The 25662-nt window shown below is 72.7% G+C and carries 26 protein-coding genes; 20 read left to right on the top strand and 6 right to left on the bottom strand.

Annotated features, from left to right (window positions below):
* The first annotated feature begins 70 nt into the window (after positions 1 to 70).
* The 3 genes from ACIQZO_RS15285 to ACIQZO_RS15275 are packed head-to-tail and all read left to right on the top strand — an operon-like array spanning position 71 to position 2883.
* On the top strand, positions 71 to 904 hold the full coding sequence (locus tag ACIQZO_RS15285; protein WP_403625619.1) for a hypothetical protein: 834 nt from the start codon (positions 71 to 73) through the stop codon (positions 902 to 904).
* Positions 901 to 2121 carry a type VII secretion-associated serine protease mycosin gene (gene mycP, locus ACIQZO_RS15280; RefSeq protein ID WP_403625616.1) on the top strand — a complete coding sequence of 407 codons (1221 nt, stop codon included), beginning with the start codon at positions 901 to 903 and terminating at the stop codon, positions 2119 to 2121. The genes ACIQZO_RS15285 and mycP overlap by 4 nt, the downstream gene beginning before the upstream one ends.
* A 21-nt stretch (positions 2122 to 2142) precedes the next feature.
* Complete coding sequence (locus ACIQZO_RS15275; RefSeq protein ID WP_403625614.1) at positions 2143 to 2883, top strand: SseB family protein; 741 nt, start codon at positions 2143 to 2145, stop codon at positions 2881 to 2883.
* Between the two features lie 97 nt (positions 2884 to 2980).
* On the opposite strand, the gene ACIQZO_RS15270 is transcribed toward ACIQZO_RS15275, so the two are convergent.
* Entirely contained in the window at positions 2981 to 3358 is a 378-nt protein-coding gene (locus ACIQZO_RS15270) for a DUF1844 domain-containing protein (protein WP_403625611.1), read from the bottom strand.
* A 325-nt stretch (positions 3359 to 3683) separates the two neighbouring features.
* Here ACIQZO_RS15270 and infC point away from each other — a divergent pair, with 325 nt between their 5' ends.
* The 9 genes from infC to ACIQZO_RS15225 all read left to right on the top strand — a co-directional run bounded on the left by infC (position 3684) and on the right by ACIQZO_RS15225 (position 13706).
* Positions 3684 to 4433, top strand: coding sequence for a translation initiation factor IF-3 (gene infC / locus ACIQZO_RS15265; protein ID WP_403625608.1), 750 nt, complete (start codon positions 3684 to 3686; stop codon positions 4431 to 4433).
* 103 nt (positions 4434 to 4536) lie between these two features.
* Positions 4537 to 4731, top strand: a complete 195-nt coding sequence (gene rpmI, locus ACIQZO_RS15260) for a 50S ribosomal protein L35 (RefSeq protein WP_030387121.1) — start codon at positions 4537 to 4539, stop codon at positions 4729 to 4731.
* A 102-nt stretch (positions 4732 to 4833) separates the two neighbouring features.
* Positions 4834 to 5220: a 50S ribosomal protein L20 gene (gene rplT, locus ACIQZO_RS15255; protein WP_007263143.1), complete on the top strand. Its 387-nt coding sequence runs from the start codon at positions 4834 to 4836 to the stop codon at positions 5218 to 5220.
* 153 nt (positions 5221 to 5373) lie between these two features.
* Positions 5374 to 6234 (top strand): TrmH family RNA methyltransferase, encoded by an 861-nt coding sequence (locus ACIQZO_RS15250; protein WP_403625604.1) that lies wholly within the window; start codon positions 5374 to 5376, stop codon positions 6232 to 6234.
* A 55-nt stretch (positions 6235 to 6289) separates the two neighbouring features.
* Entirely contained in the window at positions 6290 to 7540 is a 1251-nt protein-coding gene (locus ACIQZO_RS15245) for an ATP-binding protein (protein ID WP_403625601.1), read from the top strand.
* 151 nt (positions 7541 to 7691) lie between these two features.
* Positions 7692 to 8819 carry a phenylalanine--tRNA ligase subunit alpha gene (gene pheS, locus ACIQZO_RS15240; protein WP_403625598.1) on the top strand — a complete coding sequence of 376 codons (1128 nt, stop codon included), beginning with the start codon at positions 7692 to 7694 and terminating at the stop codon, positions 8817 to 8819.
* Positions 8819 to 11362, top strand: coding sequence for a phenylalanine--tRNA ligase subunit beta (gene pheT / locus ACIQZO_RS15235; protein ID WP_403625596.1), 2544 nt, complete (start codon positions 8819 to 8821; stop codon positions 11360 to 11362). The genes pheS and pheT overlap by 1 nt, the downstream gene beginning before the upstream one ends.
* Positions 11363 to 11775: 413 nt before the next feature.
* Complete coding sequence (locus ACIQZO_RS15230; protein ID WP_403625593.1) at positions 11776 to 13116, top strand: transcriptional regulator; 1341 nt, start codon at positions 11776 to 11778, stop codon at positions 13114 to 13116.
* A gap of 62 nt (positions 13117 to 13178) precedes the next feature.
* On the top strand, positions 13179 to 13706 hold the full coding sequence (locus ACIQZO_RS15225) for an NUDIX hydrolase (RefSeq protein WP_237545486.1): 528 nt from the start codon (positions 13179 to 13181) through the stop codon (positions 13704 to 13706).
* A 3-nt stretch (positions 13707 to 13709) separates the two neighbouring features.
* Here ACIQZO_RS15225 and ACIQZO_RS15220 read toward each other — a convergent pair whose 3' ends face one another.
* Positions 13710 to 14603 carry a 3-hydroxybutyryl-CoA dehydrogenase gene (locus tag ACIQZO_RS15220; RefSeq protein WP_403625591.1) on the bottom strand — a complete coding sequence of 298 codons (894 nt, stop codon included), beginning with the start codon at positions 14601 to 14603 and terminating at the stop codon, positions 13710 to 13712.
* A 139-nt stretch (positions 14604 to 14742) separates the two neighbouring features.
* Here ACIQZO_RS15220 and ACIQZO_RS15215 point away from each other — a divergent pair, with 139 nt between their 5' ends.
* Positions 14743 to 15987, top strand: a complete 1245-nt coding sequence (locus ACIQZO_RS15215; protein WP_403625588.1) for a glycoside hydrolase family 10 protein — start codon at positions 14743 to 14745, stop codon at positions 15985 to 15987.
* A 1-nt stretch (position 15988) separates the two neighbouring features.
* Here the strand turns inward: ACIQZO_RS15215 and ACIQZO_RS15210 are convergent, their stop codons facing one another.
* Positions 15989 to 16186, bottom strand: coding sequence for a DUF1918 domain-containing protein (locus ACIQZO_RS15210; RefSeq protein ID WP_403625585.1), 198 nt, complete (start codon positions 16184 to 16186; stop codon positions 15989 to 15991).
* A 57-nt stretch (positions 16187 to 16243) separates the two neighbouring features.
* On the bottom strand, positions 16244 to 17149 hold the full coding sequence (locus ACIQZO_RS15205; RefSeq protein ID WP_403625582.1) for a DMT family transporter: 906 nt from the start codon (positions 17147 to 17149) through the stop codon (positions 16244 to 16246).
* On the opposite strand from ACIQZO_RS15205, the gene ACIQZO_RS15200 reads away from it, so the two are divergent.
* From ACIQZO_RS15200 to ACIQZO_RS15170, 7 genes are all read left to right on the top strand, one after another.
* A complete protein-coding gene (locus ACIQZO_RS15200; protein WP_403625579.1) occupies positions 17148 to 18593 on the top strand; it encodes a PLP-dependent aminotransferase family protein in 1446 nt (481 codons plus the stop codon). The genes ACIQZO_RS15205 and ACIQZO_RS15200 overlap by 2 nt on opposite strands.
* Positions 18594 to 18624: 31 nt before the next feature.
* Positions 18625 to 19200, top strand: a complete 576-nt coding sequence (locus ACIQZO_RS15195) for a histidine phosphatase family protein (RefSeq protein WP_403625576.1) — start codon at positions 18625 to 18627, stop codon at positions 19198 to 19200.
* Between the two features lie 261 nt (positions 19201 to 19461).
* Positions 19462 to 20490 carry an N-acetyl-gamma-glutamyl-phosphate reductase gene (gene argC / locus ACIQZO_RS15190; protein WP_403625574.1) on the top strand — a complete coding sequence of 343 codons (1029 nt, stop codon included), beginning with the start codon at positions 19462 to 19464 and terminating at the stop codon, positions 20488 to 20490.
* Positions 20487 to 21644 carry a bifunctional glutamate N-acetyltransferase/amino-acid acetyltransferase ArgJ gene (argJ, locus tag ACIQZO_RS15185; protein ID WP_403625571.1) on the top strand — a complete coding sequence of 386 codons (1158 nt, stop codon included), beginning with the start codon at positions 20487 to 20489 and terminating at the stop codon, positions 21642 to 21644. The genes argC and argJ overlap by 4 nt, the downstream gene beginning before the upstream one ends.
* Complete coding sequence (gene argB, locus ACIQZO_RS15180; protein WP_403625568.1) at positions 21641 to 22585, top strand: acetylglutamate kinase; 945 nt, start codon at positions 21641 to 21643, stop codon at positions 22583 to 22585. Before argJ ends, argB begins: the two co-directional genes overlap by 4 nt.
* Entirely contained in the window at positions 22582 to 23787 is a 1206-nt protein-coding gene (locus tag ACIQZO_RS15175; RefSeq protein WP_403625565.1) for an acetylornithine transaminase, read from the top strand. The genes argB and ACIQZO_RS15175 overlap by 4 nt, the downstream gene beginning before the upstream one ends.
* Before the next feature lie 7 nt (positions 23788 to 23794).
* A complete protein-coding gene (locus ACIQZO_RS15170; RefSeq protein WP_030010023.1) occupies positions 23795 to 24331 on the top strand; it encodes an arginine repressor in 537 nt (178 codons plus the stop codon).
* Positions 24332 to 24378: 47 nt separating this feature from the next.
* Here ACIQZO_RS15170 and ACIQZO_RS15165 read toward each other — a convergent pair whose 3' ends face one another.
* Both ACIQZO_RS15165 and ACIQZO_RS15160 read right to left on the bottom strand, forming a co-directional pair.
* Positions 24379 to 25044, bottom strand: coding sequence for a L,D-transpeptidase (locus ACIQZO_RS15165; RefSeq protein WP_403625768.1), 666 nt, complete (start codon positions 25042 to 25044; stop codon positions 24379 to 24381).
* Positions 25045 to 25077: 33 nt separating this feature from the next.
* On the bottom strand, positions 25078 to 25659 hold the full coding sequence (locus tag ACIQZO_RS15160; protein WP_403625561.1) for a pyridoxamine 5'-phosphate oxidase family protein: 582 nt from the start codon (positions 25657 to 25659) through the stop codon (positions 25078 to 25080).
* Between the last annotated feature and the right edge of the window lie 3 nt (positions 25660 to 25662).

Genomic DNA, 25662 nt, shown 5'->3' with positions numbered 1-25662 from the left:
TTCGGGGTGGGGCGGTGACGCCGTAGAGTAAGGGGAGGCAGCCGTACGGAACGGGGGGCGGAGCCGCCGGATGACCACGACGACACCGCGGACCGCCATCCCGGGCGAGCCGGAACCGCCCCAGCCCGTCCACACGCCCGCGCACGCGCGCCGCCACCCCGTCCGGGTCCTCGCCGCCGCGCTCTGCGTACTGCTCGGCGGCGGCCTCGTCGGCGGGGCCGCACTCACCACCTGGGTCGAGCACCGCGCCGCCGGCCGTCCCCTCCCCGCCGACGCCGCCTACCGCCAGGCCGAGTCGCTGTGGCGCGCCGCTCCCGTCGACAGCCTCCTCCCGCCCGTCCTGACCGGACCTTCCGCGGGCCCCGGCGGAGCCAACCGCACCTGGACCCGCATCGCGCTCGCCCCCGACGCCGAGTGCCCGGCCGCCCTCGCCCCCGACTGGCAGGCCCTGCTGGCCGCCACCGGCTGCACCCGCGTGCTCCGCGCCACCTACACCGACGCCACCCGCAGCTCCCTGGTCACCGTCGGCATGGTCTTCACCCCCGCCGACGCCCGCACCATGACCTCCCTCAAGGGCCGGTTCCCCGCCCCGCCCGCGTACGGGTTCACCGACGCACAGCGTGCCGCCTGGGCCGTGTCCGTACCCGCGGAGGCACCCGTCGTCGTCTACGCCGTCTCCGCCTTCGCCGACGGTCGCCCCACGGACGGCCCCCGCCCCGCCGAGGACCTGATGAGGAAGGAGGCCACGGGGGCCGCCGCCCAGGCCGGCCTCGGCCACGAGGCCCGGGCGGTCGCCGACCGCATCGGGCACGGCGTGGCCTTCCTCGCCGCACCGCCCGCACTGCCCGCGTCACCCGCACCGCCCGCCTCACACGCCACCCGCACCCCGGAGCCCACCCGATGATCCACCGGGCGTTCGGGCAGGCGGCCGCCGCCCTGCTCGCCGCAGCGACCCTCCTGGTGTCCACCGCGGCCCCCGCCGCCGCCGACACCATCCGCGACCGACAGTGGGGCCTGCTCTCGCTGCGTGCCGAGGAGGCCTGGGGCACCACCCGGGGCGACGGAGTGACCGTCGCCGTCCTCGACACCGGCGTCGACGAATCCCACCCCGACCTCGCCGGACAGGTCCTCGCGGGCACCGACCTCATCGGCATGGGCGCCGGCCCCGGCGACCGCGCCTGGGCCCGGCACGGCACCGCCATGGCGAGCATCATCGCCGGGCACGGCCACGGTCCCAGTCGCGGCCAGGGCGTCCTCGGTGTCGCCCCGCAGGCACGGATCCTGCCGGTCCGGGTGATCCTCGAAGAGGGCGACCCGGGCCGCGCCAAGGCACGCGACAGCAAGGGCGGCGCCCTCGCCGAGGGCATCCGCTGGGCCGCGGACCACGGCGCCGACGTGATCAACCTGTCCCTCGGCGACGACAGCGACTCCGCCCACCACGAGGCGGGCGAGGACGAGGCCGTCCAGTACGCCCTCGCCAAGGGCGTGGTAGTCGTCGCCTCCGCGGGCAACGGCGGGGAGTCCGGCGACCGCGTCTCCTACCCGGCCGCCTATCCCGGGGTCATCGCCGTCACCGCCGTCGACCGCCGCGGCAAGAAGGCCAAGTTCTCCACCCGCAACTGGTACGCGACCGTCAGCGCCCCCGGCGTGGACGTCGTGATCGCCGACCCCGATCGCTCGTACTACGAGGGCTGGGGCACCAGTGCCGCGGCGGCCTTCGTCTCCGGCGCCGTGGCACTCGTCCGGGCCGCGCACCCGGACCTGTCCCCGGCCCAGGTCAAGAAGCTGCTGGAGGCGACCGCCGCCGACTCCCCGGCCGGCGGGCGCGACGACGCCCGCGGGTACGGTCTGGTCGATCCCGTCGCCGCCCTCCAGGCCGCCGAGGCGATGCGCCCGGAGGCCGCGGTGCCCGCGCCCGCGGCCGCCGGCAGCACGTACTTCGGCCCCGGTCCCGAACCGGTCCGCCCGCCCGAGCGCGGAGCCCGGCTGGGCGCCCCGGCGGCGGCGCTCGCGGGAGCGGTGCTGCTCGTCTCGGCCGCCGTACTGGCGCGGCGCCCGCGGCGGGTCACCCGCGGCCGGGACCGCGGGCCCCTCAAGGAACCGCCGCACCCGGCACAGTAGGGTCGGGTAACTGTGGCGAACATGGCGAACAAGAACATTCCCGACCCGGGCTTCTCCGACGACGACGGCTCCGCCGATCCCCGGCTGACCGCGGCCCTGGCCGCCTGGTCCGAGGACCGGGCGAACGAGCCGGAAGTGCTGGCCGCGCTCAAGGGCGCCCGTCTGCTGGTCCCGGTGGTCGCGGTCCTCGGCGAGGTGGAGACCGACCCGGAGACGGGCCTGAAGCGCGAGAAGACCAGTGACATGGCCGTCCCGACCCTGCGGGCGGGCGACCGGCGGGCCCTGCCCGCCTTCACCTCGATCGCCTCGCTCGCGCTCTGGGACCCCGCGGCCCGGCCGGTGGCCGTCCCGCTTCACCAGGCGCTGGCGGCCGCCGCGCACGAGAAGGCCGACACCGTGGTCCTGGACCTGGCCGGCCCCGTCACCTACCAGCTCACCGGCTCCGCGCTGCTCGCCCTCGCCGAGGGCCGCACCGACGCGGGCCCGCTGGCCGATCCCGCCGTACGGGAGGCCGTACGGGCCGCGGTGTCCGCGGAGCCGGCCGTGCTGCGCGCCCACCTCGGCCCGGGCGGCGCGGACTGCGACGGCACCCTGGCGATCGTGCTGGCCGAAGGCGCGCAGGCGCCCGCGGCGGCCCGTCGCGTCGCCGAGGCGCTGGCGGCGGACACCACCCTGCGGGCCCGGCTGGTGCGCGGGCTGGACCTGGCGCTGCTGCCGTCGGACGCTCCGGCCCCGCCCGGCGAGCCCCTCTTCGCCCGCTGACCGGACGGTCCGCGGTCCCCGGTACGACAACGGCCGGCGCACTCCCCGGGGAGTGCGCCGGCCGTTGTCGTCGTCGGGGCCGCCGAAGCGGGACGGATCAGCCGAAGACGGGACCCGTGAACTTCTCGCCCGGCCCCTGGCCCGGCTCGTCCGGCACGATCGAGGCCTCGCGGAAGGCCAGCTGGAGCGACTTGAGGCCGTCCCGCAGCGGGGCCGCGTGGAAGGAGCTGATCTCGGTGGCGCTCGCGGCGACCAGGCCGGCCAGGGCCGTGATCAGCTTGCGGGCCTCGTCGAGGTCCTTGTGCTCGGAGTCCGGCTTGTCCAGGCCCAGGTTGACCGCCGCGGCGCTCAGCAGGTGCACGGCCACCGTGGTGATCACCTCGACGGCGGGCACGTCCGCGATGTCGCGGGTCATGGTGTCGTAGTCGGGGGCGCCGTCGGCAGTGGGTTCGGTGGGGGGTGTCGCGTCAGTCATGTGCCCCACGATATGCCGTGCGGCGGGCTTGCGGCACGGGTGCTAGTATGTACTTCGACCGGCCGGACACTTCTGTGCCCGGCCCACAAGTGGAGGCTCCGTTCTCCCACCTGACTGCCCTCCGGGGCGGCGGGTCACCGGTCAGGCGGTATCCATCGTTCCGTACGGACGATGGAAAGCTGCCCGATTTTACGCCCCGCGGTTCGCACGCGACGGTGTTCCGGTTGTTTTGGAGCCCCTGCCTGTGCCCGGCGGGGCTTTTTTCATTCTCCCGCCGTGGTCGGTCTGACGGAAATACACGTCAGCGGCTGTCTGCCAGGCAGTCGTGTGGTGCTACCGAGGAGGATCCATCAGCACCGAGCCCCGCATCAACGACCGGATTCGCGTTCCCGAGGTACGGCTTGTCGGTCCCAGCGGCGAGCAGGTCGGCATCGTGCCGCTTGCGAAGGCGCTTGAGCTCGCGCAGGAGTACGACCTCGACCTGGTCGAGGTCGCGGCGTCCGCACGCCCGCCGGTCTGCAAGCTCATGGACTACGGCAAGTTCAAGTACGAGTCGGCCATGAAGGCCCGTGAGGCGCGCAAGAACCAGGCGCACACGGTCATCAAGGAAATGAAGCTCCGGCCGAAGATCGACCCGCACGACTATGACACCAAGAAGGGTCACGTCGTTCGGTTCCTCAAGCAGGGCGACAAGGTCAAGATCACGATCATGTTCCGTGGTCGCGAGCAGTCCAGGCCGGAACTCGGCTACCGACTGCTGCAGCGTCTCGCTTCGGACGTCGAGGACCTCGGGTTCATCGAGTCGAACCCGAAGCAGGACGGCCGAAACATGATCATGGTCCTCGGTCCGCACAAGAAGAAGACCGAGGCGATGGCCGAAGCCCGCGAGGCGCAGGCCGCCCGCAAGGCGGAGCGTCAGGGTGTCGCCCACACCGAAGACGAGGCTCCTTCCGAGGACGCCGCCGTCGAGGTCGATGACACCACCGAGGTCGCCTCCGCCGAGGCCACCGAAGCCGCCGCCGAAGAGGCGCCGGCCGAAGAGGCGCCGGCCGACGAGGCGAACGCCGAGGCCTGATTCCGAGGCAGCCCGTCTCGGATCACCGACACAACATGACGCTCCCGTCAGCCGGTCCCCACAGGACCGGCGGGAGCGCCACCGACGAGGAGATAACGGCGCTATGCCGAAGAACAAGACGCACAGCGGTTCCAAGAAGCGCTTCAAGATCACCGGCTCCGGCAAGGTGCTCCGTGAGCGCGCCGGCAAGCGCCACCTGCTCGAGCACAAGTCGTCCCGTGTCACCCGCCGCCTGACCGGCACCGCGGAGATGGCCCCCGGCGACGCCGCGAAGATCAAGAAGCTTCTCGGCAAGTGACGTCCTCCGCTCCCCAGTTCGGGAGCGGGACGTCAAGACCGGGACCCCATCGAATTCGGGCCGTGTGAAGACACCCACGGCCCCGCTACAAGGAGTTAAAAAGTGGCACGCGTCAAGCGGGCAGTAAACGCCCACAAGAAGCGCCGGGCGATCCTCGAGGCGGCCTCCGGCTACCGCGGTCAGCGTTCGCGCCTGTACCGCAAGGCCAAGGAGCAGGTCACCCACTCGCTGGTCTACAACTTCAACGACCGCAAGAAGCGCAAGGGCGACTTCCGTCAGCTGTGGATCCAGCGCATCAACGCCGCTGCCCGCCAGAACGGCATGACCTACAACCGCCTCATCCAGGGTCTGAAGGCCGCCAACATCGAGGTGGACCGCAAGATCCTCGCTGAGCTGGCCGTCAACGACGCCAACGCGTTCGCCGCGCTGGTCGAGGTCGCGCAGAAGGCCCTTCCGGCCGACGTCAACGCCCCCAAGGCCGCTGCCTAAGGGCTAGCCGGCCCGGGCTCGCACAGGGCCGGCCCCCACGGACCCGCAGGCATTCGCCTGCGGGTCCGTGTGCTTTCCGCCCCGCCGCCCGGCTGCCGCCCGCTGCCGTCCCGCCCCGTCCGCCCGGAACCCCGAGAGAGAACCGCACACACCATGGGTCACCCCGACGAGCTGATCTCCCCCCGATCCCCGCGGGTGGCCGCCGCCAGGCGACTGGCGCGGCGCAACTTCCGCACCAAGGAGCGCCGCTTCATCGCCGAGGGCCCGCAGGCCGTCCGCGAGGCCGTCGCGCACCGCGGTCCCACGGGGGCGTCGACCTTGATCGAGCTGTTCGCCACCGTCGAGGCCGCCGAGCGCTACACGGAGATCATCCAGGCCGCCCTGGACGCGGGCGCCCGCGTGCACTACGCCTCCGACGAGGTGCTGGCCGAGGTCTCGCAGACCGTCACCCCGCAGGGCCTGGTCGGCGTCTGCCACTTCCTGGACTCCCCCTTCGAGGAGATCCTGAGGGCCGAGCCCAAGCTGGTCGCCGTTCTCGCGCACGTCCGCGACCCCGGCAACGCCGGTACGGTGCTGCGCTGCGCGGACGCCGCCGGCGCCGACGCGGTGGTGCTGACCGACGCCTCGGTGGACCTCTACAACCCCAAGTCCGTACGGGCCTCCGTGGGCTCCCTCTTCCATCTCCCGGTCGCCGTCGGCGTTCCGGTGGAGCAGGCCGTCGAGGGCCTGCGGGCCGCCGGCGTACGGATCCTGGCGGCCGACGGCGCGGGCGAGGACGACCTCGACTGCGAACTGGACGCGGGCACCATGGGCGGGCCCTCCGCCTGGGTCTTCGGCAATGAGGCCTGGGGCCTGCCGGAGGAGACCAGGGCCCTCGCGGACGCCGTCGTACGGGTCCCGATCCACGGAAAGGCCGAGAGTCTGAACCTGGCGACGGCCGCCGCCGTGTGCCTCTACGCGTCCGCCCGTGCACAGCGGGCGCCCGGAGGGTGCCGCTCCGTGACCCCCAGCTAGTAATGTGGCGGCCCGGGGGCCCACTGCGCTACTCGGAGATGTGGGGTACGGGGACATGACCGTCGGTACGAACAGTTCGCCGGGGGCCGCTACGACGGCCGGTGCGCCGGTGCAGGGCGGGCCCTCCGTCCGTACGGCCGGGCCCGCCGACGGCGCGCCCGCACTGCCCGCGGCGCTCGCTTCCGAAGCCCTGCGCGCCGTGCCTCCACAGGCCGGGTCCCGCGGGGCGGTCGCGGGCGGCGGGGACTTCGCCGCAGAGGGTCCCGGCTTCGGGATCGACCCCGACACCCTGCCCGACGGGCTGGTCGTGGCCGACGACACCGGGCGGGTGATCTGCTTCAACCGGGCCGCCGCCCGGATGACGGCGACCGACCCCGCCCAGGCGCTCGGCACGCGCATCGACCGGGCGCTCCCGCTGGAGGACCTCGAAGGCCGCCGCTGGTGGGCGCTGACCGACCCGTACGGGGGCCTCGCCACCCGTCGCGGACAGCCCGAGCGGAACCTGCTGCTCCCGGGCGGCCGCGAGGTGCTGGTCTCCGCCAGCTACATCCGTACGCACCCCACCGGCCCGGTGCGCCGCCTCGTGGTCACCCTGCGCGGTACCGAGGCCCGCCGCCGCACCGAGCGCAGCCACGCCGAGCTGATCGCCACCGTCGCCCACGAGCTGCGCTCCCCGCTGACCTCGGTCAAGGGGTTCACGGCCACCCTGCTCGCCAAGTGGGAGCGGTTCACGGACGACCAGAAGCGCCTGATGCTGGAGACCGTCGACGCCGACGCCAACCGGGTCACGCGCCTGATCGCCGAACTGCTCGACATCTCCCGCATCGACTCCGGCCGCCTGGAGGTGCGCCGGCAGCCGGTGGACATCGCCACCGCCGTCGGCCGCCACGTGCAGGCGCTCACCGCGAACGGGCAGGCACCCGAGCGGTTCCTCCTGAGCGTCAGCCGCCCGCTCCCCGATCTGTGGGCCGATCCGGACAAGATCGACCAGATTCTCGGCAACCTCCTCGAAAATGCGGTGCGCCACGGAGAGGGAACGGTCACCATCGGGGTGTCGCCGCATGAGAAGGGAACCGCCGTCACCGTGTCCGACGAAGGCCCCGGGATCCCCGAGGAGTCGATGGGCCGCGTCTTCACCCGCTTCTGGCGGGGGAGCAAGCGCGGCGGCACCGGCCTGGGCCTGTACATCGTCAAGGGCATCGTGGAGGCCCACGGCGGGACCATCACGGTCGGCCGCGGCCCCGGCGGCGGCGCCGAGTTTCGATTTATCCTGCCCGTGAGCGCCCCCGCGTACCTCACGCAGTAGCCCTGCAGAGAGTCCCGGCAGGCGGCCCACGGGCTCCTTCACCCCCAGCGACCTTTAGACTCGTCCTTTGGCACCCTTGTGTCTCTGTGTCGATCGGTCTGATCGCGCCGTACGGGGACCCACCAGCCAGCCATCGGAAGTACGGGAAGAGATGTCGGCACCGAACAAGTCGTACGACCCTGTCGAGGTCGAGGCACTGAAACCGGAAGAGATCGAGCGCATGCGGGACGAGGCGCTCGCCGCCTTCGCGTCCGCCGGCGACCTCGACGCGCTGCGTGAGGCGAAGACCGCGCACATGGGCGACCGCTCGCCCCTGGCGCTCGCCAACCGCGAGATCGGCGCGCTGCCCCCGCAGGCCAAGGCCGAGGCGGGCAAGCGTGTGGGCCAGGCCCGCGGCGCCGTGAACAAGGCCTTCGGGGCCCGCACGGTCGCGCTCGAGGCGGAGCGCGACGAGCGGGTGCTGGTCGAGGAGGCCGTGGACGTCACACTGCCCTACGACCGCGTCCCCGCCGGCGCCCGGCACCCCCTGACCACGCTGATGGACCGTATCGCGGACATCTTCGTGGGCATGGGGTACGAGGTCGCCGAGGGGCCTGAGGTGGAGGCGGAGTGGTTCAACTTCGACGCCCTCAACTTCACGCCCGACCACCCGGCGCGCCAGATGCAGGACACCTTCTTCGTCCAGGGGCCCGAGGGCACCGAGGGCGACGAGTCCGGTGTCGTGCTGCGCACCCACACCTCCCCGGTGCAGGCGCGCTCGCTGCTGGAGCGCAAGCCGCCCGTCTACATCGTCTGCCCGGGCCGGGTGTACCGCACCGACGAGCTCGACGCGACGCACACCCCGGTCTTCCACCAGGTCGAGCTGCTCGCCGTGGACGAGGGCCTGACCATGGCGGACCTCAAGGGCACCATGGACCACATGGTCCAGGAGCTCTTCGGCGAGGGCACCACCACGCGGCTGCGCCCGCACTTCTTCCCCTTCACCGAGCCGTCCGCAGAGATGGACATGCAGTGCTACGTGTGCCGCGGCGAGTCGGTGGGCAACCCCGACCGCCCGTGCCGTACCTGCTCCAGCGAGGGCTGGATCGAGCTCGGCGGCTGCGGCATGGTCAACCCCAAGGTGCTCATCGCCTGCGGTGTGGACCCCGAGAAGTACAGCGGGTTCGCCTTCGGGTTCGGCATCGAACGGATGCTGATGTTCCGCCACAACGTCGAAGACATGCGAGACATGGTCGAGGGTGACGTTCGCTTCACCCGGCCGTTCGGGAGTGAGATCTGATGCGCGTCCCGCTTTCCTGGCTGCGGGAGTACGTCGACCTCCCCGCGGGTGAAACCGGTCGCGACGTGGCGGCCAAGCTGGTCGACGCCGGCCTCGAGGTCGAGACCGTCGAGCAGCTCGGCGGCGGCCTCAAGGGCCCGCTCGTCGTCGGCCGGGTGCTGACCATCGAGGAGCTGGAGGGCTTCCGCAAGCCGATCCGCTTCTGCACGGTCGACGTCGGCCCGGCCAACGGCACCGGCGAGCCGCAGGAGATCGTCTGCGGCGCCCGCAACTTCTCCGTCGGCGACAAGGTCGTCGTGGTCCTGCCGGGCGCGGTCCTGCCCGGCGACTTCGCGATCGCCGCGCGCAAGACCTACGGCCGCACCTCGCACGGCATGATCTGCTCCGGCGAGGAGCTGGGCATGGGCGACGACGGCACGCACGGCATCATCGTGCTGCCGCACGAGCACGAGGTCGGCACCGATGCGATCGAGCTGCTCCAGCTCGTCGACGAGGTCCTCGACATCGACATCACCCCGGACCGCGGCTACTGCATGTCCCTGCGCGGTGTCGCCCGCGAGGCGGCCACCGCCTACGGCCTGCCGCTGCGCGACCCGGCGCTGCTCGACGTGCCCGCGCCGAACTCGTACGGCTACCCGGTCAAGGTCGACGACCCGGCCGGCTGCGGTCGCTTCACCGCCCGCACGGTGACCGGTCTCGACCCCGACGCGCGCTCCCCGATCTGGCTGACCCGCCGCCTGCAGAAGGCGGGCATGCGCCCGATCTCGCTCGCCGTGGACATCACCAACTACGTGATGCTCGAGCTCGGCCAGCCGCTGCACGCCTACGACCGCTCCAGCATCGACGGCACCATCGGTGTCCGCCGTGCCGAGCAGGGCGAGAAGCTCACCACCCTCGACGGCGTCACGCGCACGCTGGACGCCGAGGACCTGGTGATCACCGACAACAGCGGACCGATCGGTCTCGCCGGTGTCATGGGCGGCGCCAACACGGAGATCGCCGACTCCGTCACGACGCCTTTTGATCCCTCTGGCGCGACCGGCCAGGTCACGGGGACCACGGACGTCGTCATCGAGGCCGCGCACTTCGACTCCGTGTCGATCTCGCGCACCGCCCGCCGCCTGAAGCTCTCCTCGGAGGCCTCCAAGCGCTTCGAGCGGGGCGTCGACCCGCAGGCCGCCGCGGCGGCCGCACAGCGGACCGTCGACCTGCTCGTGCTGCTCGCGGGCGGCACCGCCGAGGCCGGCGTCACCCAGATCATCGCCCCGGGCGCCCCGCGCACCATCGCGATGGGCGCGGACCACCCGGACCGGGTCGCGGGCATGGAGTACGGCCGCGAGACCGTCGTGCGCCGCCTCCAGGAGATCGGCTGCGACGTCTACGGCCAGGACGAGCTCGTCGTCACCGTCCCGTCGTGGCGGCCCGACCTCGCCGAGCCCAACGACCTCGCCGAAGAGGTCATCCGGCTGGAGGGCTACGGGAACCTCCCGTCGACCCTCCCGCAGGTTCCCTCCGGCCGCGGTCTGACCGCCCGGCAGCAGCTGCACCGCCGGGTCGGCCGCGCGCTGGCCGGTTCGGGCTACGTCGAGGCGCTCAGCTACCCGTTCGTCGGTGAGGGCGTCTTCGACCAGCTCCAGCTCCCGGCGCACGATGTCGCCCGCCAGGTCGTCAAGCTGGTCAACCCGATCTCCGACGAGGAGCCGGCGCTGCGCACCACGCTGCTGCCGGGTCTGCTCGCCGCGCTGCGCCGCAACGACAGCCGGGGCAGCCACGACCTCGCGCTCTTCGAGACCGGTTCGGTCTTCCGTGCCGCCGACCGGCCGGGTGTCGCCGTACGGCTGCCCGTCGACCGGCGTCCCACGGACGAGGAGATCGCCACCCTGAACGCGGCCCTGCCCGCGCAGCCGCGGTACGCCGCGGTCGTGCTGGCCGGTGCGCGCGAGCAGGCCGGCTGGTGGGGCAAGGGCCGCCCGGCCGACTGGGCGGACGCGGTCCAGGCCGCCCGCGCGCTCGCCGACGAGGCGGGCGCCGAGCTGGTCGTCCGCCAGGGCCGCTACGGCCCCTGGCACCCGGGCCGCTGCGCCGAGCTCGTCGTCACCGTCGGCGGGGTCGAGCACGTCATCGGGCATGCCGGTGAGCTGCACCCGCGCGTGGTCAAGGCGATGGGCCTGCCGGCCCGCACCAGCGCCATGGAGCTCGACCTGGACCGCCTCGCGGCGGCCGGCGGCGAGGCCCTGCAGGCACCCCGGATCTCCTCCTTCCCGGTGGCGACCCAGGACGTGGCGCTGATCGTCGACGCGTCGGTCCCGGCGGCCACGGTCGAGGCGGCCCTGCGCAAGGGCGCGGGCGAACTCCTCGAATCGCTGCGGCTGTTCGACGTGTTCACCGGTGAGCAGGTCGGCGAGGGCAAGAAGTCCCTGGCCTACGCGCTGCGCTTCCGCGCGGCCGACCGGACGCTGACCGCCGAGGAGTCCACGGCCGCGCGTGACGCGGCGGTGGCCCTCGCGGGTGAGCGGACCGGGGCGGTGCTCCGGGGCGCGTAGCCGCTTCGTACGTCAGTGAGGGCCCCTCCGGACCACCGGAGGGGCCCTCACTCGTTCGGGTGAGAACGTGGCGCCGGGCCCGCGCGCCGGGCCCGGTGGATGGGCTCGGCGCGCGTCCGGCTCGGTTCCTGCCGGGGCGCGGCGACCAACCGGGCGCCGGCGGAGCCGGAACGCGCCGCCCGCCTGCCATGGAGTGTCGGGCAGACAGCAGAACGGGCGGCGCGGTGACGGGTCGTCGCACTGTACGAGGGGGAGCCGACGACCCGAGCTACCTCTTGGCGAGGCTCTTCAGTGAAGCGCCTTCGGGGGGCCGTGCGGCAGAGTGCGCGTCGCATTTATGCGCGTACTCGATTCACACCCCGTGTGAACCACGCACCCACTAGCCTGAGAGTGACGAGCCCTTGGAGCGGCCCATGCAGCCCAATGTCCTGCTCGAGGCCCTCCTCGCCGAGGCGGGCATGTCCCATGCCGGACTCGCCGCGTACGTGAACCAGGCAGGCCGCACCCGCGGACTCGCCCTGCGCTACGAACACACCGCCGTGACGCGGTGGTTGAAGGGCCAGCGGCCCCGGGGCCAGGTCCCCGACCTGATCTGCGAGGTGCTCGGCGGCAGGCTGCGACGGCCCCTCGGGCTGGACGACGTCGGGCTCGGCGCGGCGGACCAGCCGGTCCCGCTGCACGCCTCGCCGCTCAGCGGGTTCGTGGACCGGGCCGCCGCACTGTGGCGTTCCGACGGCCAGGCCCGTCCCCAACTGCTCGCCGCCGAGGCGGTCACCGGGACGCCCGCGGTGATCCCGGTGTGGGAATGGGAGAATCCGCCCGAGGACGCCGATGTCTCCCGCGAGGGCCCGAACCCGATCGGGCCCGAGCACATCGAGATTCTGAAGTCGGCCCGCGCCCACTACGAGTTGATGTACCGCCGGGCCGGCGGGCTGGCCACCCGGGACCGGATCGTCCGCTTCCTCGGCAGTGAGACCGCGCCCATGCTGCGCGGGAGCTACTCCGACGACCTCGGCCGCCGGCTGCACCGGGCCACGGGGTCCCTGGTGGCGGTGGCGGGGATCTGCGCCTACGACTCGGACGCCCACGGGCTGGCCCAGCGCTACTTCCACCAGGCACTGCGCCTGGCCAAGGCGAGCGGGGACCGCGGGCTCGGGGCCTATGTCATCGCGCTGATCGTCAACCAGTCCCTGCACCTGAGGGAGTACCGCCAGGCCGTCGCCTTCGCCGAGGCCGCGCTGCGCGCCGCCGGGCGGCACACCACACCGGCGCTGGCCGCGGACCTCCACGCCATGCAGGCCAAGGCGTACGCCCAACTCGGCGACACCCGGGCGGCGCTGGCCTGCATCCGCAAGGCGGAGGCGGCCGCCGAGCGGATCCGCCCGGGCAGCGAGCCGGACGAGACGGGCTACGTACAGCCGGGGCTCGTCAACGTCCAGGTCGCCGAGGCGCTGCTCAGCCTGGGCGATCTGGAAGCCGCGCGGATCCAGGCGACCGCCGCCGTCGGCACCCCCGCGCACGACCGCGGCCGGGTGCACCGGCTGGCGATGCTGTGCGAGATCCAGCTGCGCCAGGGGGAGGCGGACCGGGCCGCGGCGTCCGCGGCCGAGATGACCGAGCGGGCCAGGGGCATGGAGTCGCTGCGGCTGCGCGACCGGCTGCGGACGGTCCGCGAACAGCTTCTGACCAGCGGTTGTACGGGCGCGGAAGAGACCGCGCGGCTCATCGACGGGGCGCTGCGCGTTCCGCTGTGACCGGTCAGCTGCTGCCATGAGTGCCACCTACTCGAAAGGAAGGTGGCACTGCCGTGCAGTGGATGAACCTGAGTGAGCAGACTGTGTACAAGAACCGTTGGTTCGACGTGAACCTCGCCGATGTGGAACTCCCCGACGGCCGGCACCTGGACCACTTCGTGATCCGGCTGCGTCCGGTCGCCGTCGCCACGGCCGTCAACGAGGCCAATGAGGTGCTGCTGCTCTGGCGGCACCGCTTCATCACCGACAGCTGGGGCTGGGAACTGCCCGCCGGGGTGGTCGAGGACGGCGAGGACATCGCGGTCGCGGCGGCCCGCGAGATGGAGGAGGAGTCGGGCTGGCGGCCCGGCCCGCTCCACCACCTGATGACCGTCGAGCCGTCCAACGGGCTGACCGATGCCCGCCACCACCTCTACTGGGCGGACGGAGCCACCCACATCGGCCATCCCGAGGACGATTTCGAGTCCTCGCGCCGGGAGTGGGTCCCGCTCAAACTCGTGCCGGACATGATCGCGCGCGGGGAGATCCCGGCCGCCAACATGGCGGCCGGGCTGCTCCTGCTGCACCACCTGCGGCTGGGACAGCCGTAGGGATCAGCCGTACGGGTAGAAGCCCGCGCCCGACTTGCGTCCCAGACGGCCGGCGTCGACCATGCGCTGCAGCAGCGGGGGAGCGGCGTACAGCGGCTCCTTGAACTCCGCGTACATCGAGTCCGCCACCGAGGCCACCGTGTCCAGGCCGATCAGGTCCGCCAGCTTCAGCGGGCCCATCGGGTGGGCGCAGCCCAGCTCCATCCCGTTGTCGATGTCCTCGCGGCTCGCGATGCCCGACTCGAACATCCGGATCGCGGACAGCAGGTACGGGATGAGCAGCGCGTTCACCACGAAGCCCGACCGGTCCTGGGCGCGGATGGCGTGCTTGCCCAGCACGTCCCGCACCAGGGCCTCGGAGCGCTTGATCGTCTCCTCGCCCGTGGTCAGCGCCGGGATCAGCTCGACCAGCTGCTGCACCGGGGCCGGGTTGAAGAAGTGGATGCCGATGACCTGGTCGGGGCGCGAGGTCGCGACGGCCAGCTTGACCAGCGGGATCGAGGAGGTGTTGGAGGCCAGGATCGCGTCCGGGCGGGTGATCACCTGGTCGAGGACCTGGAAGATCTCCGTCTTGACCTGCTCGTTCTCGACGACGGCCTCGATGACGAGGTCGCGGTCGGCGAACTCGCCGAGGTCGGTGGTGAAGGTGAGGCGGGCCAGGGTGGCGTCCCGCTCCTCCTCGCTGATCTTGCCGCGTTCGGCGGCCTTGGTCAGGGAGTTGTGCAGCCGGGTACGGCCGATCTCCAGGGCTTCGCCGGTGGTCTCGGCGACCTTGACCTCAAGGCCACTGCGGGCGCACACCTCGGCGATACCCGCGCCCATCTGGCCACAGCCCACTACGCCGACCCGTGTGATGTCGGAAGGGAGGTCAGTCACTTCGTGCCTTTCGCAGCTCATCCGTGGGCGGGTCCCCCGTACGATTCCGGCGCCCGCCACGCCCCCCGACGTTACTCCCGACCTTGCGCCGGGCGGCGGGCCGGGGCGGGCATGCTGAGCTGACATCCTGCAATGTCACTCAGTGAAGTGGAGATGTCACATGGCGTACATCGGTCGACGGGCGCTGCTGGCCGGAGCCCTGGGGGTGATCGCCGCCGCCACGACGGGCCCGCCCGCGCAGGCGGCGGCCCGGCGCACGAAGAAGCCGGACCGGGCCGGAGCCGTCGATTTCCGCGGCATGTGGATCGCCTCCGTGTCCAATGTGGACTGGCCCTCCGAGAGCGGTCTCTCCGCCGCGCGGCAGCGCACGGAGCTGCTCGGTCTGCTCGACGCCGCCGTCGGGCGGAGCCTCGGCGCGGTGATCCTCCAGGTGCGGCCGGCGGCGGACGCGTTCTGGCCCTCGAAGCTGGAGCCCTGGTCCCAGTGGCTGACCGGGAAGCAGGGGGTGGATCCGGGCTGGGACCCGCTGGGTACGGCGGTCAAGGAGGCGCACGCCCGCGGGCTGGAGCTGCACGCCTGGTTCAACCCGTTCCGCGTGGCCAACCACACCGACCTCGACCGCCTGGTGTCCACGCACCCGGCGCGGCGCAACCCCGGCTGGACGGTGGAGTACGGCGGCAAGCTCTACTACAACCCGGGCCTGCCGGAGGTGCGGCGCTTCGTCCAGGACGCCATGTTCGACGCCGTCTCCCGCTACCCGCTGGACGCGGTGCACTGGGACGACTACTTCTACCCGTACCCGGCGGAGGGGGAGTACTTCGACGACGACGAAGCCTTCGAGGAGTACGGGACGGATTTCGCCTCGCGCGCCGCCTGGCGCCGCGCGAACATCGACACCCTGGTCCGCGAGATGTCCGTACGGCTGCGGGCGCTCCGGCCGGCGCCCCGGTTCGGGATCAGCCCGTTCGCCGTCTGGCGCAACTCCGACCGGGACCCGGCCGGTTCGCCGACCCGTGCGGGCCTCGGGACCTACGACGACCTCTACGCGGACACCCGCAAGTGGGTCAAGGAGGGCTGGATCGACTACATCGTGCCGCAGGCGTACTGGCACATCGGGCACCCGACCGCCGACTACGCCGACGTCGTGCCCTGGTGGGCGCGGACCGTCGCCGGTACGGAGGTGGACCTGTACGTGGGGGAGGCGCTGTACCGCTGCGACGCCGACAGCCCCACCGAGGCCTGGCGCGATCCCGGGGAGCTGTCGAAGCACCTGCGGTTCGCCCGCGGGTACCCGGAGGTCCGCGGCCACGCCTACTTCTCCGCGAAGCAGGTGGTCGCGGACCCCAACGGGGCGATGGCCCGGGTGGTCGCCGACCACTACCGGTCGGCGGCGTCCCCGCGCTGATTCAGTGAGCGGGTTCTGACGGGTGGCGGACCGTGCAGTCGGGTCCGGGAGCCATCAGTGCCTCGTGTCCGTCCTGGAAGCGGACCCGGTACGGGGGGGTTCCGTTCTCGCCCAGAACCTGGGTGATCTCGCCCACCTTGTCCTGTTGCCCGACGATCCTGCCGTGCTGCACCAGCTGGTCGCCCTCGGTCGCGCGCATAACTGACCTCCTCGGTGGCGGTCCGATCCGGTGCTAGCAGTTTAGGTCGTCGTGCGGCTATTTGACCCGTTGGGTGACGGCGATGCAGACGAGTACCGCACAGGCGGCGGCCGGTGCGGCCGGGGACAGGTGCTCGCCCAGCAGGGCCACCGACCAGACGAGGGTCAGCAGCGGCTGCGCGAGCTGCAGCTGGCTGGCCCTCGGTGCCCCGATCTCGGCCATGCCCCGGTACCAGACGTACAGGCCGAGGAAGGTGGAGCCGGCCGCGGCCCAGACCAGCCCGGCGAGCCCGTGGCCGCTGAGGTGCACCGGCTCGTACGCGAGCCCGATCGCGGAGCCCGCCAGGCTGAGCGGCAGGCACAGGACCAGCGCCCAGCCGATCACCTGCCAGCCGGGCAGCACCCGGGCGAGGCGGCCGCCCTCGGTGTACCCGGCGGCGCACACCAGCAGGGCGCCGAACAGGTAGGCGTCGCCGGCGGAGAGGGCGCCCCCGCTCTGCGCGAGGGTGAAGGCGAGTACGACGGCGGCCCCGGCGAGGGCCGCGGCCCAGAAGGCGCGCGAGGGGCGGACCCCGGTGCGCAGCGCGGACAGGGCGGCGGTGGTGAGCGGCAGCAGGCCGACCACCACGGCGGCGTGCGAGGTCGTGGAGGTCGTCAGCGCGAGGGTGGTCAGCATCGGGAACCCGACGACCACCCCGGCGGCGACCACGGCGAGGCCCGCCCAGTGCTCGCGGGCGGGCAGCGGTACCCGCCGGGCCAGCAGGAAGACGCCGGCGATGGCGGCGGCGAGGGCACTGCGCAGCGCGACCAGGGACCACGGGCCGAAGCTCTCCAGACCCCATGCGGTGGCGGGGAAGGTCAGCGAGAAGGCGACGACGCCGAGCAGGGCGAGAGCGGTGCCCCGGCGCACCGGGTTGTTGACCGCTATCGTGGTCGGGAGAGTAGCGCTATTCTGTGCTGTCATGTATGAGCGTAGCAGTGTGGCGGAGCTGGCTGAATCCCTGCGGTCCGAGCTCGACCGCTACTCGGTAGGTGGAAAGCTCCCGTCGAGCCGGGCCCTGGTGGAGCGCTATCGGGTCAGCCCGGTCACCGTCTCCCGGGCCCTCGCCCAGCTCGCCGCCGAGGGCCTCGTTCTCACCCGGCCCGGCGCGGGAGTCTTCCGCGCGGCCCCCCGTACGGCGGCCCCCGCGGCCGGCGACACCTCCTGGCAGGAGGTCGCCCTCAGCGCCGAGGGGGCCGGGGACATCGTCCCGCGCTCCGTCGACGCCACCGGAGTCCTGGGTTCGCTGGCCGCGCCGCCGCCCGGGGTGATCGAGCTCAACAGCGGCTATCTGCACCCCTCCCTCCAGCCCGAGCGGGCCATGGCTGCCGCGCTGGCCCGGGCCGGGCGGCGGCCCGGAGCCTGGGGGCGGCCGCCCCTGGAGGGGCTCCCCGAACTGCGCGACTGGTTCGCCCGGGAGATCGGCGGCGCGCTCGTCGCCGCCGACGTGCTGGTCACCGCGGGCGGGCAGAGCGCGCTGGCCACCGCCCTGCGGGCGCTCGCCCCGCCCGGGGCGCCGATCCTCGTCGAGTCCCCGACCTACCCCGGGCTGCTCGCCATCGCCCGGGCCTCCGGGTGCCGGCCCGTGCCGGTACCGGTGGACGCCGAGGGGGTCCGGCCGGAGCTGCTGGCCGCCGCCTTCGAGGCGACCGGGGCGCGGGTGTTCGTATGCCAGCCGCTGTTCCAGAACCCGACCGGGGCCGTACTGGCTCCGGGGCGGCGGGCCGAGGTGCTGCGCATCGCGCGGGCCGCCGGGGCCTTCGTGGTCGAGGACGACTACGCCCGGGCCCTGGCCCACGAGGACGCGGGTCCGCTGCCTGCGACCCTGGCCGCCGAGGACGCGGACGGGGTGGTGGTGCACGTCCGGTCACTGACCAAGTCCACCTCGCCCAGCCTGCGGGTCGGCGCCCTGGCCGCTCGGGGCCCGGTGGTCGACCGGCTGCGTGCCATCCAGATCGTGGACAGCTTCTTCGTGCCCCGGCCCCTCCAGGAAGCCGCCCTCGAACTGGTCGGCGCACCGGCCTGGCCGCGCCACCTGCGGACGGTGGCCGCCGAGCTGCGCCACCGCCGCGACGTGCTCGCTGGCGCGCTGCGGCGGGAGCTGCCCACCCTGGAGCTGCCGCATCTGCCGTCCGGCGGATACCAGTTGTGGGTACGGGCGGCCGGCGGCGGCGACGACACGGCCTTCGCGGCGTCGGCCCTGCGCGCCGGGGTGGCGGTGGCCCCGGGCCGCCCGTACTTCTGCGCCGAACCCCCGGGACCGCACGTCCGGCTGAGCTTCGCCGGGGTCGCAGGCCCCGGCGAACTGGTCGAGGCGGTCCAGCGGCTGCGCACCGGCCTGGCGGAGGGCCTCGGTCCGGACGCTTGACCGCAGGCGGTACGCGGCTCACCATCGCCGCATGCATGTTCGGGTTTCGCTCGTTGCCGCAGCCCGTAGCTCCGCGCTGCTCGCCGAGCGCTTCGACGACGACCGCCCGCTGGACGGGGCCGGCTGGCGCTCGGTCGAGTCCGCCGCCCGGGGCCTCGTACCCCTGGGCGCGGCCGAGCTGCGCTACTGCTCTCCGACACCGCGCAGCCGTGCCACGGGCGAGGCCCTCGGGTACGCGCCCCTGGCGCAGCCCGCGCTGCGCGAGTGCGACATGGGCCGCTGGCGGGGGCTGACCCTGGCCGAGGTGACCGCCCACGAGCCCGGGGCGGTGGACCTGTGGCTCAGCGATCCGCGGTCCGCCCCGCACGGCGGCGAGTCCCTGCTCGCCTTCATCTCCCGGATCGGCGGCTGGCTGGACACCCGCCCCGCCGACGACGGCGGCGCGATCGTGGCGGTGGCGGAGCCCTCGGTGGTCCGGGCGGCCCTGGTGTACGCCCTGAAGGCGCCCCCGCTGACCTATTGGAACGTGGACGTCCGGCCGCTGTCGACGATGACCCTGACCGGCTGGTCCGGCAGCTGGCACCTGTCCCTGCAGGCCCCGGAGTAGAAGCGGCCACAGGTCCGTCTCGTCGACGGGACGCACCGCCGAGGCCCGGCGGCACTCCGCCCGTCGCCCGCATATCGAAGCAGGCGCCCGCATATCGAAGCGGGCGTCCGAATCGCCCGCGGGGCGCGGGCTTTCCTGCTAGACATCTTCCAGGGGCGCCGCAGTCGTCCGCCCCTTGCGCGCACCCCTCCTGTCGAGACTCCGGACATTGCATAAACGTGCGTAAGTACGTATAGTCATGCCATCGATGAGGAGGGTCCGATGGTGGTACGTGTAGCGGTGGCCGGAGCGAGCGGGTACGCGGGTGGAGAAGCCCTGCGCCTCCTGCTCTCGCACCCCGAGGTGGAGATCGGCGCCCTGACGGGCAACTCCAACGCCGGACAGCTCCTCGGTTCCCTGCAACCCCACCTCGTACCGCTGGCGGGTCGCACCCTGGAGGCCACCACTCCCGAGGTCCTCGCCGGCCACGATGTGGTCTTCCTCGCCCTGCCGCACGGCCAGTCCGCCGCCGTCGCCGCCCAGCTCGGCGACCAGGTCCTCGTCGTCGACATGGGCGCCGACCACCGGCTCGAGGACTCCGCCGACTGGGACGCCTTCTACGGCGCCCCGCACGCCGGCACCTGGCCCTACGGGCTCCCCGAACTGCCCGGCGCACGCGAGGCACTGGCAGGGACCAAGCGCATCGCCGTCCCCGGCTGCTTCCCCACCGCCGTCACCCTCGCGCTCTTCCCCGCCTACCAGGGCGGCCTCGCCGAGCCCGAGGCCGTGATCGTCGCCGCCACCGGCACCTCGGGCGCGGGCAAGGCCCTCAAGCCGCACCTGCTCGGCGCCGAAGTGATGGGCTCGGTGACCCCCTACGGCGTCGGCGGCGGACACCGCCACACGCCCGAGATGGTCCAGAACCTGAGCCCGCTCGCGGGAGAGCGGGTCTCCGTCTCCTTCACGCCGACCCTCGTGCCCATGGCCCGCGGCATCCTCGCCACGTGCTCGGCCAAGGCGCTCCCCGGCACCACCGCCGAATCGCTGCGCGCCGCCTACGAGAAGGCCTACGCCGACGAGCCCTTCGTCCACCTGCTGCCCGAGGGCCGGATGCCGTCCACCAAGTCCGTCCACGGTTCCAACGCCGTCCACGTCCAGGTCGCCTACGACGAGTCCGCCCGCCGGATCATCGCCGTCAGCGCCATCGACAACCTGACCAAGGGCACCGCCGGCGGCGCGGTGCAGAGCATGAACATCGCCTTGGGGCTTCACGAGAGCCTGGGACTTTCCACGATCGGAGTCGCACCGTGAGTGTCACGGCAGCACAGGGATTCACGGCAGCCGGCATCGCCGCCGGAATCAAGGCCAACGGCAACCCCGACCTGGCCCTGGTGGTCAACAACGGGCCGCGTCTGGCCGCGGCGGGCGTCTTCACCTCCAACCGCGTCAAGGCCGCACCCGTGCACTGGTCCGAGCAGGTCCTGCGGGGCGCCGCCGTCAGCGCGGTCGTCCTCAACTCCGGCGGCGCCAACGCCTGCACCGGCCCCAAGGGCTTCCAGGACACCCACGCCACCGCGGAGAAGGCCGCGCGGGTCCTCGGCGGCGAATTCAACGCCGGCGAGATCGCGGTCGCCTCCACCGGCCTGATCGGCGTCCCGCTCCCCATGGACAAGCTGCTCCCCGGCATCGAGAGCGCGGCCGCAGCCCTGTCCGAGGACGGCGGCGAGGCCGCCGCCATCGCCATCAAGACCACCGACACCGTCCACAAGACGGCCACCGTCTCCCAGGCCGGCTGGACCGTCGGCGGCATGGCCAAGGGCGCGGGCATGCTCGCCCCGGGGCTCGCCACCATGCTCGTCGTCATCACCACCGACGCGGACCTGGACAGCGCCACCCTCGACAAGGCGCTGCGGGCCGCCACCCGCACCACCTTCGACCGGGTCGACTCCGACGGCTGCATGTCCACCAACGACACGGTGCTGCTGCTCGCCTCCGGAGCCTCCGGCCAGGTGCCGGCGTACGAGGACTTCGCCGAGGCCGTGCGTAAGGTCTGCGACGACCTGGCCCGCCAGCTCATCGGCGACGCCGAGGGCGCCAGCAAGGACATCCGCATCGAGGTCATCGGCGCGGCCAGCGAGGACGACGCGGTCGAGGTCGGCCGCTCCATCGCCCGGAACAACCTGCTCAAGTGCGCCGTCCACGGCGAGGACCCGAACTGGGGCCGGGTGCTCTCCGCGATCGGCACCACCAAGGCCGGCTTCGACCCGGACCGGCTGAATGTCGCCATCAACGGCGTCTGGGTCTGCAGGAACGGATCGGTGGGCGAGGACCGCGACCTGGTCTCGATGAAGGACCGCGAGGTGCGCATCACCGCCGACCTCTCCAACGGCAGCGAATCGGCCGTCATCTGGGCCAACGACCTGACCGCCGACTACGTCCACGAGAACAGCGCGTACTCCTCATGAGCGACGAGAAGGCCGGCCAGCCCGGCACCGCCGGCGGCACCGCCCGCAAGCACACCGCCCTGCCCAAGGCGCAGATCCTCATCGAGGCGCTGCCGTGGCTCACCCGCCACAACGGCAAGGTCGTCGTCATCAAGTTCGGCGGCAACGCCATGATCGACGAGGACCTCAAGGCGGCCTTCGCCCAGGACGTGGTCTTCCTGCGGCAGGCCGGCCTCAAGCCGGTCGTCGTGCACGGCGGCGGCCCGCAGATCAACGCCCAGCTCGACAAGCAGGGCCTGGTCAGCGAGTTCAAGGCCGGGCTGCGCGTGACGACCCCGGAGGCCATGGACGTCGTACGGATGGTGCTGGCGGGCCACGTCCAGCGCGAGCTGGTCGGACTGCTCAACCAGCACGGGCCGCTCGCCGTCGGTATGACCGGCGAGGACGCGCGCACCATCATCGCGACCAAGCACAGCCCGGAGATCGACGGCGAGGTCATCGACATCGGCCGGGTCGGGGAGATCACCTCCATCGACACCGGCGCGATCGAGGCCCTGCTGGAGGACGGCCGGATCCCGGTCATCTCCTCCATCGCGGGCAGCGCCGACGACCACCACGTCTACAACGTCAACGCCGACACCGCGGCCGCGGCGCTCGCCGCCGCGCTCGGCGCCGAGACGCTGATGGTGCTCACCGACGTCGAGGGGCTGTACGCGGACTGGCCGAACAGCGACGAGGTCATCAGCAAGCTCACCGTCAGTGAGCTGGAGAAGCTGCTGCCCGAACTGTCCAGCGGCATGGTGCCCAAGATGGAGGGCTGCCTGCACGCCGTGCGCAACGGCGTGAACACCGCCCGTGTGCTGGACGGACGGGTCGAGCACTCGATCCTGCTGGAGATCTTCACGGACTCCGGCATCGGCACGATGGTTGTGCCCGACCACCAGTCAGGGGGAGCAGAATGACGAAGGGCACCGGCAACCAGGAGTACGGAGCTCGCTGGCAGGGCGCGCTGACCGACAACTACGGCACCCCCGCGGTGGCGCTCGTACGCGGCGAGGGCGCCCAGGTCTGGGACGCCGACGGCAAGCAGTACACCGACTTCGTCGGCGGCATCGCGGTCAACGCCCTCGGCCACGCCCACCCGGCGATCGTGGCCGCCGTGACCGAGCAGATCTCCACGCTCGGCCACGTCTCCAACCTCTTCATCTCCGAGCCGGTCGTCGCGCTCGGCGAGCGGCTGCTCCAGCTGTTCGGCCGCCCCGGCAAGGTCTTCTTCTGCAACTCGGGCGCCGAGTCCATCGAAGCCGCCTTCAAGATCGGCCGGCTGACCGGGCGGACCCACATGGTCGCGACCGACGGCGGCTTCCACGGCCGGACCATGGGCGCCCTCGCGCTCACCGGGCAGCCGAAGAAGCAGGAGCCCTTCCGGCCGCTGCCGGGCGATGTCACGCACGTCCCGTTCGGTGACGTGGAGGCCCTGCGGGCCGCCGTCACCGAGGAGACCGCGCTCGTCGTCATCGAGCCCATCCAGGGCGAGAACGGCGTCGTCGTGCCCCCCGCCGGCTATCTGACGGCCGCCCGCGAGATCACCCGCGCCACCGGCACCCTCCTCGTCCTCGACGAGGTCCAGACCGGCATCGGCCGGTGCGGCCAGTGGTTCGAGCACCAGGCCCACGAGGACGTCGAGCCCGATATCGTCACCCTCGCCAAGGGGCTGGGCGGCGGACTGCCCATCGGTGCGGTGGTCGCCTTCGGCCCCGTCGGCGACCTGCTCCGGCCGGGCCAGCACGGCACCACCTTCGGCGGGAACCCGGTCGCCTGCGCCGCCGGCCTCGCCGTCATCGACACGATCGCCACGGGCGGGCTGCTCGACCAGGTCAAGGCCCGGGGCGAGCGGCTGCGCACCGGGATCGAGAGCACGGGCCACGCCCTGGTCTCCCACGTCCGGGGCTCGGGCCTACTGCTGGGTATCGTGCTGACCGAGCCGCTCGCCGCCCAGGTGCAGCAGGCGGCTCAGGACGCCGGCTTCCTGGTCAACGCGCCCGCCCCCGACGTCGTACGGCTGATGCCCCCGTACGTACTCACCGAGGCCGAGGCGGACGCGTTCGTCCGGGCCCTGCCCGGCATCCTTGACGCAGCAGGCGGGGACGGATCCGGAGAATGAGACGACGATGAGTCAGGCGCAGGACAACGAGCAAGGCGGCCAGGCCGTCCCGCAGACCCGCACCGCGCGTCACCGCCGGATCGTGGACATCCTCAACCGGCAGCCGGTCCGCTCCCAGAGCCAGCTGGCCAAGCTGCTCGCCGACGACGGGCTGAGCGTCACGCAGGCGACGCTCTCGCGCGACCTCGACGAGCTGGGCGCGGTGAAGATCCGCAACACCGGCGGCGAGCTGATCTACGCGGTACCCAGCGAGGGCGGCTTCCGCACCCCGCAGGCTCCCCTCGGCGAGTCCGCGAAGGAGGAGCGCATGCGGCGCCTCTCCGGGGAGCTGCTGATCTCGGCGGAGGCCTCCGCGAACCTCGTGGTCCTGCGCACCCCGCCGGGCGCGGCGCAGTTCCTCGCCTCGGCGATCGACCAGGCCGAGCTGCGCGCGATCCTCGGCACGATCGCGGGCGACGACACGCTGATGCTGATCAGCCGGGACCCGGCGGGCGGCCAGGCCCTCGCCGATCACCTGCTGCGCCTGGCGCAGAAGGAGAGCTAGACCGTCCCCCGGCCCGGAGTCCGGGGACCGTGCGTGCCGGCCCCCGCTCAGTACCGGGTCACGGCCAGGTCCCCGGACTCCGTGCCGATCGCGATGTGCGGACGGCGGGACGGGTCCGCCCAGCGCAGGATCGCCCGCATCGCCCGCTCGGGCACGGACACGCAACCGGCCGTCGCCCCCTTGCCGTTGACGTGCAGGAAGATCCCGGCGCCCCGGCCGCGCACGGGCCGGTCGTAGTTGAAGGCGATGACCAGCGCGTGCGCGTACTGCTTCTCGTACGTCACCAGGTGCTCGGCCTCGCCCGGCGCGCAGTCCGCGGGCAGCGGCTCGACCCAGCGGTTGTACTGGGCGGAGGCGTTGTCCTGGCACCACCAGGAGTCGGCGCCCACCCGTCGGTACGCGGGGCCCGTGCCGGCCGGCGCCCGCCGGATCCCGAAGGCGTAGGGGAGTTCGTACAGGCCCGTGGGCGTGGTGTTGGTGCCCTGGGTCCGCGTCGCGCCCTCGGTGAGGCCGTTCGCGCCGAAACGGGCGGGCGCGCTCCCGGACCGGTGCCAGCGCCCGGCCCACCGCTCCCACCAGATCACCCGGCCGGTGGTGGATCCGGGCTCGGGCGCGACAGCGGTGATGAGCTGGCTTCCGCCGCCGGTGTCGGCGAGGCGGTCGGGCAGGGGCTCGGACGAGGGGCCCTGCGGGAGCAGGGTCGTGACGATCAGTGAGACGGTGACTACAGCGGTACGCAGCACATGTCAGACGGTACGGGGCGGAAGGGGCAACGGCAGCGCAGGCAGGCCGTCGACGCTCGATCCGATGAACTCCTTCTTCTCGCAGTACGCGGCGAACTCCTCGTCCGTCTTGCGGCCGAAGTACTCCGCGTGCAGCGTCCGCTCGCCCTGGTACTCCATCAGGGGGACGGCGTACCCGCAGACATCCGCGATCCGGCGGGCGTGTACCAGGATGACCGCGCGCGCCGAGGGCCCGTCGGCCTCGCCGAACAGGGCGATCAGTTCGCCCCAGCGGGGATCGTCGCGGAAGACCGCCTCGCCCTCGCCGTGGATGCGCACGATGTTGGGCGGCCCGGAGAACGCGCACCACATCAGGGTGATCCGGCCGTTCTCCCGGACGTGGGCGATGGTCTCGGCGCCGCTGCCCCCGAAGTCCAGGTAGGCCAGGGTCTGCTCGTCGATGACGACGAGCGTTCCGGCGCGGCCCTTGGGGGACAGGTTGACATGACCGTCACCCGTGAGCGGGGCGGTCGCGGTGAAGAAGATCGGCTGCTCCTCGATGAACTTGCGCAGCCGGCCGTCTATGCGTTCGTAGAGCTTTCCCATGGG

The organism is Streptomyces sp. NPDC097617, assembly GCF_044761485.1.
Lineage (GTDB): Bacteria > Actinomycetota > Actinomycetes > Streptomycetales > Streptomycetaceae > Streptomyces.
Note: the sequence above shows the minus strand (reverse complement) of the source record. Positions and strands in the feature narration are given on the sequence as shown.

Bases quoted from the DNA above. Each gene is read 5' to 3' on its own strand.
- ACIQZO_RS15170 (WP_030010023.1), top strand. From the start codon at position 23,795: ATGAGTCAGGCGCAGGACAACGAGCAAGGCGGCCAGGCCGTCCCGCAG.
- ACIQZO_RS15210 (WP_403625585.1), bottom strand. From the start codon at position 16,186: ATGCGCGCGACCGAGGGCGACCAGCTGGTGCAGCACGGCAGGATCGTC.
- rpmI (WP_030387121.1), top strand. From the start codon at position 4,537: ATGCCGAAGAACAAGACGCACAGCGGTTCCAAGAAGCGCTTCAAGATC.
- ACIQZO_RS15230 (WP_403625593.1), top strand. From the start codon at position 11,776: ATGCAGCCCAATGTCCTGCTCGAGGCCCTCCTCGCCGAGGCGGGCATG.
- ACIQZO_RS15220 (WP_403625591.1), bottom strand. From the start codon at position 14,603: ATGAGCTGCGAAAGGCACGAAGTGACTGACCTCCCTTCCGACATCACA.
- ACIQZO_RS15200 (WP_403625579.1), top strand. From the start codon at position 17,148: ATGTATGAGCGTAGCAGTGTGGCGGAGCTGGCTGAATCCCTGCGGTCC.
- ACIQZO_RS15215 (WP_403625588.1), top strand. From the start codon at position 14,743: ATGGCGTACATCGGTCGACGGGCGCTGCTGGCCGGAGCCCTGGGGGTG.
- ACIQZO_RS15205 (WP_403625582.1), bottom strand. From the start codon at position 17,149: ATGACAGCACAGAATAGCGCTACTCTCCCGACCACGATAGCGGTCAAC.
- mycP (WP_403625616.1), top strand. From the start codon at position 901: ATGATCCACCGGGCGTTCGGGCAGGCGGCCGCCGCCCTGCTCGCCGCA.
- ACIQZO_RS15250 (WP_403625604.1), top strand. From the start codon at position 5,374: ATGGGTCACCCCGACGAGCTGATCTCCCCCCGATCCCCGCGGGTGGCC.
- argB (WP_403625568.1), top strand. From the start codon at position 21,641: ATGAGCGACGAGAAGGCCGGCCAGCCCGGCACCGCCGGCGGCACCGCC.
- ACIQZO_RS15245 (WP_403625601.1), top strand. From the start codon at position 6,290: ATGACCGTCGGTACGAACAGTTCGCCGGGGGCCGCTACGACGGCCGGT.
- pheT (WP_403625596.1), top strand. From the start codon at position 8,819: ATGCGCGTCCCGCTTTCCTGGCTGCGGGAGTACGTCGACCTCCCCGCG.
- argC (WP_403625574.1), top strand. From the start codon at position 19,462: ATGGTGGTACGTGTAGCGGTGGCCGGAGCGAGCGGGTACGCGGGTGGA.
- ACIQZO_RS15285 (WP_403625619.1), top strand. From the start codon at position 71: ATGACCACGACGACACCGCGGACCGCCATCCCGGGCGAGCCGGAACCG.
- ACIQZO_RS15275 (WP_403625614.1), top strand. From the start codon at position 2,143: ATGGCGAACAAGAACATTCCCGACCCGGGCTTCTCCGACGACGACGGC.
- pheS (WP_403625598.1), top strand. From the start codon at position 7,692: ATGTCGGCACCGAACAAGTCGTACGACCCTGTCGAGGTCGAGGCACTG.
- ACIQZO_RS15160 (WP_403625561.1), bottom strand. From the start codon at position 25,659: ATGGGAAAGCTCTACGAACGCATAGACGGCCGGCTGCGCAAGTTCATC.
- ACIQZO_RS15225 (WP_237545486.1), top strand. From the start codon at position 13,179: ATGAACCTGAGTGAGCAGACTGTGTACAAGAACCGTTGGTTCGACGTG.
- ACIQZO_RS15195 (WP_403625576.1), top strand. From the start codon at position 18,625: ATGCATGTTCGGGTTTCGCTCGTTGCCGCAGCCCGTAGCTCCGCGCTG.
- ACIQZO_RS15270 (WP_403625611.1), bottom strand. From the start codon at position 3,358: ATGACTGACGCGACACCCCCCACCGAACCCACTGCCGACGGCGCCCCC.
- ACIQZO_RS15175 (WP_403625565.1), top strand. From the start codon at position 22,582: ATGACGAAGGGCACCGGCAACCAGGAGTACGGAGCTCGCTGGCAGGGC.